Raw genomic sequence first — 12790 nt, 5'->3', positions numbered from 1 at the left:
CTAATATGTAAAGCCTTTTATGGACAATCCCGATGAGTGAAGAGTTGAGACAACGCGCCCTGAAGTATCACGCCGAGCCGCGCCCCGGCAAGATCGCTACGGCGATCACCAAGCCCTGCGAAGACCAGCAGGCCCTGTCGCTGGCCTATACGCCCGGGGTGGCCGCGCCGGTGCGCGAAATCGCCGCCGACGCCCACAACGCATATCGATATACCAACAAGGGCAACCTGGTGGCGGTGATCACCGATGGCACGGCCGTGCTGGGGCTGGGCAATGTGGGCACCCTGGCGGGCAAGCCGGTGATGGAGGGCAAGGCGGTGTTGTTCAAACGCTTCGCCGATGTGGATGTGTTCGATATCGAGGTGGATTCCGACACCCCGGAGCAGTTCATCGAGACCGTGGCGCGCATCGCCCCCACCTTCGGCGGTATCAACCTGGAGGACATCGCCGCGCCGCACTGCTTCGTCATCGAAGAGGCCCTGATCGAGCGGCTCAACATCCCCGTATTCCATGATGATCAGCACGGCACCGCCATCATCATCGCCGCCGGTCTGCTCAACGCCATCGAATTGCAGGGTAAGCGTCTGGAGGACGCCAAGATCGTCTGCCTCGGCGCCGGCGCCGCCGGCATCGCCTCCATGCGCCTGCTGCTTACCCTGGGCATGGCCAAGGAGAATCTCACCCTGGTGGACCGCAAGGGCGTGGTCCACAGCGGCCGCGACGATTTGAATGTATATAAGAGGGAATTCGCCCGCGGTACCGAGCAGCGCAGCCTGGCTGACGCCATGGCGGGTGCCGATGTCTTCATCGGCGTCTCCGGGCCGGACCTGCTGACTACGGAGATGCTCAAGAGTATGGCCGACAAGCCGGTGGTGTTCGCGCTCTCCAACCCGGATCCGGAAATCCGGCCGGAGACGGCACTGGCGGCGCGGGATGATTTGATCATGGCCACCGGCCGCAGCGATTATCCCAACCAGGTCAATAATGTGCTGGGCTTTCCCTTCATTTTCCGCGGCGCCCTGGATGTACAGGCGCGCCGTATCAATACCGAGATGCAGGTGGCGGCGGTGCACGCCCTGCGCGATCTGGCGCGCGAGCCGGTGCCCCAGGCGGTGCTGGACGGCTACGGGATTAACAACCTCAGCTACGGACCCAGCTATATTATTCCCAAACCGATTGATCACCGCCTCATCGATCGTATTCCGCCGGCGGTGGCCAAGGCGGCCGTCGACAGCGGGGTGGCGCGTCAGCCCTATCCGGCCCACTATCCGAAGTTGTAAGCTGAGGGGCAAGCGGGCATTTGGGGACTCCGGCCCCGATGACCATTGATGAATTTACACTGTAAGAAGGGATTATCTGCTATGGCCAAAGACACTGGCAAAGACACCATCAGCGTGACCGACAACGTCACCGGCAAGACCATCGAACTGCCCATTTATCACGGCACCCACGGTCCCGGTGCGGTGGACATCCGCGCCTTTTTCAAGGAGTTCGGCTATGTCACCTTCGATCCCGGTTTCGTCTCCACCGCCGCCTGCCGCAGTTCCATCACCTACATCGACGGCGACAAGGGCCAGCTCATGTACCGCGGCTATCCCATTGAACAGCTGGCCGAGAAGAGTTCCTTCCTGGAGGTGGCCTATCTGATGCTCCACGGCGAATTGCCCAAGCGCGAGCAGCAGAACGAGTTTCTGGGTAACATCACCCGCCACACCATGATCAACGAAAGCCTTAAAAGTTTTTACGAGGGTTTCTATCATGATGCCCATCCCATGGCTATCATGGTCGGGGTGGTGGGGTCGCTGTCGGCCTTCTATCATGATTCCACCGATATACGGAATCCCGAGCATCGCGAGATCGCGGCCCATCGCCTGATCGCCAAGATGCCCACCATCGCCGGGGCCTGTTACAAGCACTCCATCGGCGAGCCCTTCGTCTATCCGCGCAACAAGCTGAGCTACTGCGGCAACCTGCTCAACATGATGTTCTCAGTCCCCTGCGAGGAGTACGAAGTGGATCCGGTGGCGGAACGGGCCTTGGATATGATTTTCATCCTGCACGCCGACCACGAGCAGAACGCCAGTACTTCCACCATCCGTTTGGCCGGTAGCTCGGCCGCCAACCCGTTTGCCTGTGTCGCCTCGGGCATCGCCGCCCTGTGGGGACCGGCCCACGGCGGCGCCAACGAAGCGGTGTTGCACATGCTGGATCAGATCGGCGATGTAAAGAACATTCCCAAGTTCCTGGAAAAGGCCAAGGACAAAGACGATCCCTTTCGCCTGATGGGTTTCGGCCACCGCATTTACAAAAACTTCGACCCGCGCGCCACCCTGATCCGTAAGATGTGTCATGAGGTGCTGGCCAAGCTGGGCGACGAAAATGATCCGTTGTTCGAACTGGCGCTGCGGCTGGAAGAGATCGCCCTGCAGGATGATTACTTCAAAGAGCGCAAGCTCTACCCCAATGTGGATTTCTACTCAGGCATTATCTACAAGGTGCTGGGTATTCCCACCAACATGTTCACCGTCATGTTCGCCATCGCCCGTACCGTGGGTTGGGTGTCTCAGTGGATGGAGATGATCGGCGATCCGGAACAGCGTATCGCCCGCCCGCGCCAGCTGTACGAGGGGGCGGCCAAGCGCGACTATATAGACATAAACAAGCGTTAAGCGGAATCGGGGCAAGGCGGCGTAACGCCTTAGTCCTCCAGGCGCAGCAGTTCCTCCACCCGGTTCAGGCTGAAGCGTTCCATGGGTTTGCCCGTTGTCGGGCAGCGCGGCGCCTGGCGCAAGCCCTTGCGCTCGAACACCAATAACAATACCGGCGCCTCCTGCATTACCAGGCGATAGCCCGGTACTTCGCAGGTATCGCCGTTGGGCATGGTGGGGCGTAGACTGAGCTGCTCGAAGGGAATGCCTTGGTTCAACAGGTGGATAGTCAGTTCCTCCACGGTATCCGTGAACAGGTGCAGGGTGATCTCGGAAAACTCATCGGCCGTGCCGTCCAGCACGGCGCCCACCAGGCGCGGTTCGAAGGCCTCGAAATAGACCATGGCGGCGCGGCCGATTTCGCGCAGGCGGCGCAGTTGGCGGGGTTGAGTGTCGGCCTTGAATAGGCGCTGATATTCCTGCAGCGCCGCCTTGATCTCGTCGTTGCGCGGCAGATTGTGGGTCTGGGGGGCATGCAGCCGCAGGGCGGCCTTTTGCTTGGCCACCTGGAAATCCTTGATACCTTCCTCGGCGATCAGGCGGGCGGCTTCCTGCGCCAAGCGTTCGCGCATGCGCAGATCTTTGCTGTTGCTGTACGCGGCTTTCTTACCGGCCATGGTTCAAAACAGTAGTTGCGGGCTGGACTCGTCACCGCGTTCACTATCCGGGCTTGCCACCGATTCGTCAATATCGGGTGCCTGGCGCTGCGGCACATGTTCGTGACGAAAGATTTCAAAAACGGCGTTGCGCTGGCTGGGCGGCGCGAGCAAACCGGTCTGGGGATCGATGCGCACGGTGACCAGTCCTTGCGGTTGTTCCAGTTCGGTCTCGGGCATGTCGGCCAGCGCGCTGCGCATAAACTCGATCCACATGGGCAATGCGGCGTGGCCGCCGGTTTCGCGATTGCCCAGCGGGCCGCCGTCGTCAAAGCCCACCCAGCTGATAGCCACCAATTCATGATTGAAGCCGGCGAACCAGGCGTCGCGCTGGTCATTGGTGGTGCCGGTCTTGCCGGCGATGTCCTTGCGTCCTAGCTGCAGGGCGCGACGCGCGGTGCCGCGGCGCACCACGTCCTGCATCATGTCGGTCATAAGGTAGGCGTTTTGCGCTGTGATGACGCGTTCGGCGAGATTGGGCTCGTCCGGTTCTTCGATCGTGGTCATGGCGGTCAGCGCTTGGGCGCTGATCTCCGTATCCGGAGGGGGATCGGCTTCGGCGGCTGCTGCCAGCCGGGCCTCTTTTTCCGCCTCTTCGCAGGGCAGGCAGGCGATGGCGGGGTCGGCCTCGAAGACAGTGTTGCCGTCCATGTCCTCGATGCGCTGGATGAAGTAAGGCGTGACGCGAAAGCCACCATTGGCGAATACGGCATAGCCGGTGGCCATTTCCAGCGGTGTCACGGCGGCACTGCCCAACGACAATGACAGATCGCGCGGGAGCCGCTCGGGGTCGAAGCCGAAACGCTGCACATAGCGGATGGCATAGGGAATGCCGATGCTCTGCAGCAGTCGGATGGAGACCAGATTGCGCGAGCGTGTCAGGGCCTCGCGCAGCCGCGTCGGGCCGTAAATGCGGCCGCTGTAGTTTTCCGGTCGCCACGAGGTCTCCAGGCCGGGGTCATCGAACACCACTGGCGCGTCGTTGATGATGGAGGCCGGGGTGAACCCCTTTTCCAGGGCGCTGGAATAGATGAAGGGCTTGAAGCTGGAGCCCGGTTGGCGTTTGGCCTGGGTAACGCGGTTGAATTTGCTGTGAAAGAAGTCATAACCGCCGGACAGGGCAACGATGGCGCCATCTTCCGGGTCCAACGCGACGATGGCGCCGGAGACATGGGGGATCTGGCCCAGCTGCCAGGTGCCGGCGGTTTGTTGCTTGATGTAGACCACATCGCCTGCGGTCAGGATATCCTGTGCCGATTCCGGCGCGCTGCCGATTCGGTTGGTGTTGAGATAGGGCGCCGCCCAGGAGAGCCCCTCCCACCCCAGCTCAAACTGATCACCATTGGCGAGCAGCCCTTGGGCGCGTTGATCTTCAGTATAAAGCACCACGGCCGGGCGCAGGTCGCCGACCACGGGCAGGGCGTCTAGACGCGCCAGGATGTTTTCAAAATCGCTGCCGGGGCCGACGTCAATCTGTTCCACCGGGCCGCGAAAGCCGTGGCGATGTTCGTAGCTGAGTAAGGCTTGACGCAGGGCCTCCTGGGCCGCCAGTTGCCGTTCCGGATCGATGGTGACGTATACCTTAAAACCACTGGTATAGGCATCCTCGCCATAGCGTTCATACATAAAACTGCGCACCATTTCGCCGATGAAAGGCGCGTCCAGATCAATGGAGCGCCGGCTTAGCCGGGCGCTGACCGGCTCGCTCCGGGCCGCTTGGAATTCCGCCTCGCTGATGTAGCCGAGGCCGCGCATGCGCTTAAGTACATAATCGCGGCGGATAACGGCACGTTCCGGATTGGCGATGGGGTTGAAGCTCGACGGCGCCTTGGGCAGGCCGGCGATCATGGCATATTGGGCCAGGGTCAGCTCATCCAGCGGCGCGCCGTAATAGGTCTTGGCGGCACTGCCGATGCCGTAAGCGCGGTTGCCCAGGTAGATCTTATTCAGATAGAGTTCCAGAATCTCTTCCTTGCTCAATTTTTTTTCGATCTTGAAGGAGAGAAAGATTTCGTTGATCTTGCGTAGATAGGTCTTTTCGCTGCTGAGAAAGAAATTGCGCGCCACCTGCATGGTGATGGTACTACCGCCCTGGGCCTTTTCACCGGTCATGATCAGGTTGAGCGCGGCGCGCAGGATACCTTGATAATCGACACCGGGGTGGTGGAAGAAGCGATCGTCCTCGGCGGCCAGGATGGCCTTGATCATGGTATCCGGAATCTCGGCGTACTTGACCGGATCACGTTTTTTACTGCCATACTCGGCGATCAGTTGTTGATCTTGGGTATAGACCTGCAGCGGCACCTGGAAGTGTACGTCGCGCAGCACTTCCACCGAGGGCAGTTGCGGCGAAAGATAAAAATAGGTGGCGGCCACGGCGCCGACGCCGAGCACTAACAGAATGACGGAGGCAAGAAAAACCCGGCGGGTCAGGGTGCGGATGAACTTCATGGCCGATATGCTAATGTGGTACTAAAGTGTGATTGTGCCAGCAATTTTACAGGAGCTGTCCTAAGGTTTGTTAAGGCTCTTCCGATGTATACTACATCAAGTTATCGGGCCCTTTCACGATAATCCTAGAAATAGTGAATTTGCGTAAAGTATGTTACTGAATGCCCGATAACCACTAAAGTCACGATGACGCAATTCATGGAATAGACATCAAGAGAGCGCAAAAATTGGACTTGTTCAAGCGAAAAGCCCCCTCCCTCCTGGGACTCGATATCAGCGCCACCGCCGTCAAACTACTCGAATTCAGTCAGAGTGGGGGGCGTCATCGTGTCGAGAGTTATTCCGTGGTTCCCTTGCCGCCCCACGCCGTGGTGGAAAAGAGCATCGCAGATGTGGAATCTGTGGGCGCCGCCATCAACCGCGGAGTGAAGCGCGCCGGCACGCGCACCAAGCTGGCCGCCGTGGCCGTGGCCGGATCGGCGGTGATCACCAAAGTCATCAATATGCCCGCCAGCCTCAACGAGGATGAGATGGAGGCCCAGATCGAGCTGGAGGCCGACCAGTACATCCCCTATCCGCTGGACGAGGTTAACCTGGATTTTCAGATTCTCGGTCCCTCTGAATCCTCGGAAGGCGACGCTGCCGACACAGTCGAGGTATTGCTGGCCGCCTCCCGTAGCGAAAACGTGGATGTGCGCGTCGCCGCCTGCGAACTGGGCGGTCTGACCGCCAAAGTGGTCGACGTGGAGGCCTATGCCATGGAGGCGGCCTATAAGCTCATCGCGCCCCAGCTCACCGACGGCGGCGAGGGTTTGACAGTGGCGATTCTCGATGTCGGTGCCACCATGACCACCCTCAACGTGATCCACGATTTCAAGATGATCTACACCCGCGAGCAAGTGTTCGGCGGCAAACAGCTGACCGAAGAGATCCAGCGCCGTTACGGCCTTTCTTATGAGGAAGCCGGTCTGGCCAAGAAGCAGGGCGGCCTGCCCGACAACTATGTGCCCGAGGTATTACAGCCCTTCAAGGATGCCATGACCCAGCAGGTCAGCCGTTCGCTGCAGTTCTTCTTTTCTTCCAGCCAATATAATAGTGTCGATCACGTGGTGCTGGCCGGCGGTTGCGCCTCCATCCCCGGCATCGACGAACTGATTGAAGATAAGCTGGGTGTGCCGACCACGGTAGCCAACCCCTTTGCCAATATGTCCCTGTCGTCCAAGATCAAGGCGCAGCAACTGGGCGCTGACGCGCCGGCCTTGATGATCGCCTGCGGGCTGGCATTGAGGAGTTTCGACCAATGACGCGCATCAATCTACTGCCATGGCGTGAAGCACTGCGTAAGGAGCGCAAGCGTCAGTTCGTGTCGGTACTCGGGGGGGCCGCGTTTCTGATGTTGGCGATCATCGGTTATGTGCATTTTCACGTTAGCGGCATGATCGACTATCAGAATTCGCGCAACGGCTTTCTTGAAAGCGAGATCGCCAAGGTCGAAGAGAAGATCAAAGAGATTCGCGAGCTCGAGGCGCAAAAGAAGCAGCTGCTCAATCGCATGAATATTATCCAGGAACTGCAGACCCGCCGTCCCATGGTGGTACACATGCTGGATAAATTAGTCAGAGCCCTGCCCGACGGCCTGTATCTGACCAAGTTGGATCAAAATGGGGTTGAGCTGACCCTCGAGGGCATGGCCCAGTCCAACGCGCGGGTGTCCGCATTCATGCGCAACCTGGACGAATCCGACTGGTTCGCCAGCCCCAAGCTGGAGGTGATCCAGGTGCAGGACAAGGACGGCTCTCGCTCAAGCAAGTTCACCTTAAAGGTGAAACAGCTGACATCGGAAGAGGTCGAGGCTGAGAAGGCGGGAGAAGGCAAATGAATCTGAAGAATTTAGATTTCGAGCAGTTCAAGGGATTGGACCCGAATGACCCGGGCTCCTGGCCCATCGCGGTCAAGACCGTTGCCGTACTGGCGGCCTGCATCGCCGTGCTATTCGCCGGCTATTGGTTCCATACCCAGCATCAACTGGCCGATCTGGAAAAGGCGGAAAAGCGCGAAGCGGAACTGAAGGAAACTTTCAAGGCCAAGCAGCTCAAGGCCATCAACCTGGACGCCTACAAACAGCAAATGGCCGAGATGGAGCGCTCCTTCGGTGCCATGCTGCGCCAGCTGCCGAGCAAGACCGAAGTGGCGGAGCTGCTGGTGGATATTTCCCAGGCCGGTCTGGGCAACGGACTGGAATTCGAATTGTTCAAGCCACTGGCGGAAAAACCGGCCGAGTTTTATGCCGAACTGCCGATCGACGTCAAGGTCACCGGCACGTATCACGATTTCGGTAATTTCGTCAGTGACGTGGCGGCCCTGCCCCGAATCGTGACCTTGCACGACATCACCATTATCAGCAAAGACGGCACCGCCTTGTCCATGTCCGCCACCGCTAAAACCTATCGCTATCTGGAGGATGGGCAATGAGCATGTTAGGGGTAGTCAAGTACCGGGCCTGTCTAGCCGTTGGTCTGCTGGCAATTTTTCTCACAGGTTGCAGCGGCGGCGGCCATCAGGACTTGCAGCAGTATATCGATGAGGTCAAGGCCTCGCGCAAGAGCCGCATTGAGCCCCTGCCTGAGTTCGTGCCGGTGGAGAACTTCACCTATGCGGCCGATAAGCTTGGCGATCCTTTTATGTCTTGGCAGACCAAGGCGGCCCTGGCGGCCAAGACGGAACAAAAGGCCAGTTCCGGCGGTGGGCTGCAACCGGATCTTGGGCGCCGCCGCGAACCCTTGGAGGCCTTCCCGCTGGATACACTGCGCATGGTCGGCACCATGCAGAAAGATGGGCAGACCTCGGCGCTAATCAAGTCGCCCGACGGACTTGTTTCCCGCATCACGGTGGGCAACTACCTGGGCCAGAACTACGGTCAGGTCGTCGCCATCGAGCAGGATTCGGTGGAGGTAATGGAAATTGTGCCGGACGGCTTAGGCTCGTGGACCAAGCGGCCGGCCTCGTTGGCCATCGTAACGGAATGATGGCGGGGAATATTTCAAATGAAGCGAATCGGTAATATGGGCGAATGCACGATGAAAATACGAGATGAATGGAGCCACACCATGATGCAGCGGTTAGTATTGCTGGCGTGCCTGCTGCTGGGACTGCTGACGGTCCCGGCGCATGCCCAGGAGGCGGATGGAGAGAACGCCCTGGAGACGGTGGATGTCTCCAGTCTGCCCGGCAACCGGGTGCAGATCAAATTCAGCATGGCCAAGGCCGCTGAAGCGCCGCTCAGCTTCACCATCGACAACCCGGCGCGCATCGCCCTGGATTTTCCCGCCACCTCCAACAATCTGGACAAGCGTACCACCCAGGTGGGCGTAGGCGTGGCGCGCAGTGTCAGCGCCGTGGAGGCCCGCGGCCGTACCCGTGTGGTCCTGAACCTGGTCCGCCTGGTGCCTTACGAAACACGGGTGGAGGGCAATAATGTCTATGTCATTCTGGACAGCGCCGGTGCCGCCGCGTCCATGGCCAGCCCGCCGGTGGACAAAGACCCGACCGTATTCACCTCGCGTGAAATCTCCGCCAGTCACTCTATTAAAGGTGTCGACTTCCGCCGCGGTGAAGAAGGCGAAGGGCGCATCCTGGTCTCCCTCTCCGATGCCGGCACCAGCGTCAATATTCAGGAGCAGGGCGGTAAGCTGGCGCTGGATTTCATCGATACCAGCCTGCCGGCGGAATTGGAGCAGCGCCTGGATGTCACCGATTTCGCCACACCGGTGACCTTGGTGGATACCTTCCGCCAGGGCAACAACGTGCGCATGGTGATCAGCGCCCAGGATAACTTTGAACACCTGGCCTATCAGTCCGGTGACCTGCTCACGGTCGAGATCAAGGAGTCAATAGAGCCGACTGACGAAGAACTGCGTCGTCAAGGTGACGAGAGCGTCTTCACCGGCGAGCGCCTGTCGCTCAACTTTCAGGATATCGAAGTGCGCGCCGTGCTGCAGTTGATCGCCGATTTTACCGGCATGAACCTGGTCACCAGCGACAGCGTCACCGGCAGCGTCACGCTGCGCTTGCAGAATGTGCCCTGGGATCAGGCCCTGGATATTATCCTCAAGACCAAGGGGCTGGGCATGCGCAAGACCGGCAACCTGATGTTCATCGCCCCGGCGGAAGAGATCGCCGCGCGTGAAAAGGCCGAGCTGGCGGCGAAGCAGCAAATTCAAGAATTGGAACCGCTGTATTCGGAAATGATCCAGATCAACTACGCCAAGGCCAGCGAAATCGCCGCCCTGCTGAAGGGCGAGAAGAACTCGCTGCTGTCGACGCGCGGCAGTGTCACCATCGATGCCCGCACCAACACCCTGTTGGTTCAGGATACCGCGGCATCCTTGGATGAAATCCACAAGATGATCGCCAGGCTCGATATCCCGGTGCGCCAGGTATTGATCGAGTCGCGCATCGTCATCGCCAACAGTACCTACGGCAAGGAAGTCGGCTCACGCTTCGGCGTCTCGCGTGATTCCATGGGGACCAACACCACCGGCGACGGGGCCCAGTTCAGCGGCACCCTGGAAGCGACCGATCAGTTGGTGAACAACGATACCCTCACGGCCCCCGGCCGGCTCAATGTCAACCTGCCGGTCGCCAGCGCCGCGGGCTCCTTCGCCATGAGTTTCGTCAAGCTGCCCTTCGGCACCAATGTGGACTTGGAGCTGTCGGCCATGCAGGCCGAAGGTCAGGGTGAAGTGGTGTCCTCGCCGCGGGTGATCACCGCCAACCAGAAAGAGGCGAACATCAAGCAGGGTGTGGAGATCGCCTATCAGGAGGCCTCTTCTTCCGGCGCCACCAGCACCTCGTTCAAGGAGGCGGTGCTGGAGCTGCGCGTCACCCCGCAGATTACCCCCGATGACCGCATCATCATGGATCTGGAAATCAGCAAAGACAGTGTCGGCGATATCTTCCAGGGTGTGCCCAGCATCAACACCCGCACTATCACCACCCAGGTGCTGGTGGAGAACGGCGAGACGGTCGTCCTCGGTGGCGTCTACGAGCAATCCACCAACGACAATGTCACCAAGGTGCCGTTCCTGGGTGATCTGCCCCTGATCGGCGTGTTGTTCCGCAATACCACCAAGACAGACGACAAGGAAGAACTGCTGGTCTTCATTACCCCCAAGATCATCAAAGAAGGTCTGTCGATCAACTGATCCACCCCGACCAAAAAGGGGCCATGAGCACGCTCATGGCCCCTTTTTATTGCCTAAATTAACGCCACCAAGCCTTTTTTTGGTAAATTTGCTGTCCAAACCCCGGCAACTGGCGCATTTTCATGACCCACCCCTCGGCAAAGCCGAAAAATATCTTTATTGTTGGCCCGATGGGGGCGGGCAAGACGACCATCGGTAGGCAGCTGGCCCGCAGTCTGGGCTGGGAATTTGTCGACAGCGATCATGAAATCGTGGCGCGTACCGGGGTCCAGATCCCGGTCATCTTCGATGTGGAGGGCGAGGTCGGCTTTCGCCGCCGCGAAAAGAAGGTCATCGACGAACTCAGCGCGTGTCAGCGGCTGGTGCTGGCTACCGGCGGCGGCGTGGTGCTGGATGCGGAAAACCGCCGCCGCTTGAACGAACGCGGCGTGGTGGTGTATTTGCATGCCAGTGCCGAGCAGTTGTTCAAGCGCACCGCCCGTGATCGCAATCGCCCCTTGTTGCAGACCGCCGACCCGCAGCAGAAAATCAGGGACTTGCTGGTCCAGCGTGAACCCCTGTATCGCGAGGTGGCCGACATTGTCATGGAGACCGGCGAGGAAAATGTGCGCGCCGTGGTGAGAAAACTGATGGGGCACCTGAAGCGCTTCGGTATAGTAAACGAATCAGAACAGAGTAAATTGAGATAAACTGCATGATTACGCTTGATGTGGCCTTGGGTGAAAGAAGTTACCCCATCTATATCGGAGTCGAGCTGCTGCACCGGGCCGACCTGATCCGCCGCCATCTGGCGGGCAACGAGGTAATGGTGGTGAGCAACGACACCGTGGCGCCGCTCTATCTCGAACGCGTCATGGCGGCGCTGGACGGTGTGCGCGCCGAGGCGGTGATCCTGCCCGACGGCGAGGAATACAAGACCCTGGCCCAGCTCGACACCATTTTCACCGCCCTGCTGGAACAGCGCTGCAGTCGCCAGGTTACCATCCTTGCCCTGGGCGGTGGCGTGATCGGCGACATGGCCGGTTTCGCCGCGGCCTGTTATCAGCGCGGCGTGCCCTTCATCCAGATCCCCACCACCCTGTTGGCCCAGGTGGATTCCTCGGTGGGCGGCAAGACGGCGGTGAACCACCCGCTGGGCAAGAACATGATCGGTGCCTTTTATCAGCCTCGTTGCGTCATTGCCGACACCACCGTGCTCGACACCCTGGATGCGCGCCAGCTCAGCGCCGGCATCGCCGAGGTGATCAAATACGGTCTGATTTGCGACAAGGAATTGTTTGCCTGGCTGGAGAAGAACATGGAAGCCCTGGTGGCGCGTGATCGCGACGCCTTGAGTTACGCCATCGAGCGGTCCTGCCGCAACAAGGCGGAGGTGGTGGCGGCCGACGAGCTGGAGCACGGCCGGCGCGCCCTGCTCAATCTGGGGCATACTTTCGGCCATGCCATCGAGACCGGTATGGGTTACGGTCAATGGCTACACGGCGAGGCGGTGGCGGCGGGCATGGTGATGGCGACCGACCTCTCCGCGCGTTTGGGTTGGCTCGGTGCCGAGGACGTGCGGCGGGTGGAGAAACTCGTGGCCCGGGCGCAGTTGCCAACCCGCGGGCCGGCCCTCAGCGTGGATAAAATGAAGGCATTAATGGCGGTGGACAAAAAGGTTCAGGACGGCCGTATCCGTTTGGTGTTGTTAAAGGCGCTGGGCGAGGCGGTGGTCAGCGATGCATTCGATCCGGTCCTGCTGGACCGGACCCTGGCCGAGTGTCAGGCCTGA

At 59.8% G+C, this 12790-nt stretch carries 11 protein-coding genes; 9 read left to right on the top strand and 2 right to left on the bottom strand.

The window, feature by feature from the left end; translation table 11 throughout:
• The first annotated feature begins 32 nt into the window (after positions 1 to 32).
• Positions 33 to 1280 carry a malate dehydrogenase gene (locus Tel_14210; protein ALP54198.1) on the top strand — a complete coding sequence of 416 codons (1248 nt, stop codon included), beginning with the start codon at positions 33 to 35 and terminating at the stop codon, positions 1278 to 1280.
• An 81-nt stretch (positions 1281 to 1361) separates the two neighbouring features.
• Entirely contained in the window at positions 1362 to 2669 is a 1308-nt protein-coding gene (gene gltA, locus Tel_14205; protein ID ALP54197.1) for a type II citrate synthase, read from the top strand.
• Positions 2670 to 2698: 29 nt separating this feature from the next.
• On the opposite strand, the gene Tel_14200 is transcribed toward gltA, so the two are convergent.
• Together Tel_14200 and Tel_14195 are read right to left on the bottom strand one after the other, a co-directional pair.
• On the bottom strand, positions 2699 to 3280 hold the full coding sequence (locus tag Tel_14200) for a hypothetical protein (GenBank protein ID ALP54885.1): 582 nt from the start codon (positions 3278 to 3280) through the stop codon (positions 2699 to 2701).
• Between the two features lie 48 nt (positions 3281 to 3328).
• The gene (locus tag Tel_14195) at positions 3329 to 5815 is read right to left on the bottom strand and encodes a peptidase (GenBank protein ALP54196.1); all 2487 of its coding nucleotides are present in this window, start codon (positions 5813 to 5815) and stop codon (positions 3329 to 3331) included.
• 227 nt (positions 5816 to 6042) lie between these two features.
• Here Tel_14195 and Tel_14190 point away from each other — a divergent pair, with 227 nt between their 5' ends.
• From Tel_14190 to Tel_14160, 7 genes are all read left to right on the top strand, one after another.
• Positions 6043 to 7119, top strand: a complete 1077-nt coding sequence (locus Tel_14190) for a pilus assembly protein PilM (protein ALP54195.1) — start codon at positions 6043 to 6045, stop codon at positions 7117 to 7119.
• Entirely contained in the window at positions 7116 to 7694 is a 579-nt protein-coding gene (locus tag Tel_14185) for a hypothetical protein (GenBank protein ID ALP54194.1), read from the top strand. Before Tel_14190 ends, Tel_14185 begins: the two co-directional genes overlap by 4 nt.
• Complete coding sequence (locus Tel_14180) at positions 7691 to 8287, top strand: pilus assembly protein PilO (GenBank protein ALP54193.1); 597 nt, start codon at positions 7691 to 7693, stop codon at positions 8285 to 8287. Before Tel_14185 ends, Tel_14180 begins: the two co-directional genes overlap by 4 nt.
• 2 nt (positions 8288 to 8289) lie before the next feature.
• Positions 8290 to 8841 carry a hypothetical protein gene (locus Tel_14175; protein ID ALP54884.1) on the top strand — a complete coding sequence of 184 codons (552 nt, stop codon included), beginning with the start codon at positions 8290 to 8292 and terminating at the stop codon, positions 8839 to 8841.
• An 81-nt stretch (positions 8842 to 8922) separates the two neighbouring features.
• On the top strand, positions 8923 to 11019 hold the full coding sequence (locus Tel_14170) for a pilus assembly protein PilQ (protein ID ALP54192.1): 2097 nt from the start codon (positions 8923 to 8925) through the stop codon (positions 11017 to 11019).
• 122 nt (positions 11020 to 11141) lie between these two features.
• The gene (locus Tel_14165; GenBank protein ID ALP54191.1) at positions 11142 to 11708 is read left to right on the top strand and encodes a shikimate kinase; all 567 of its coding nucleotides are present in this window, start codon (positions 11142 to 11144) and stop codon (positions 11706 to 11708) included.
• 5 nt (positions 11709 to 11713) lie between these two features.
• Entirely contained in the window at positions 11714 to 12790 is a 1077-nt protein-coding gene (locus tag Tel_14160) for a 3-dehydroquinate synthase (protein ID ALP54190.1), read from the top strand.

The organism is Candidatus Tenderia electrophaga, assembly GCA_001447805.1.
GTDB classification, from domain to species: Bacteria; Pseudomonadota; Gammaproteobacteria; order Tenderiales; family Tenderiaceae; genus Tenderia; species Tenderia electrophaga.
The sequence above is the reverse complement of the archived record's forward strand: the minus strand, read 5'-3'. Positions and strand labels throughout refer to the sequence as shown.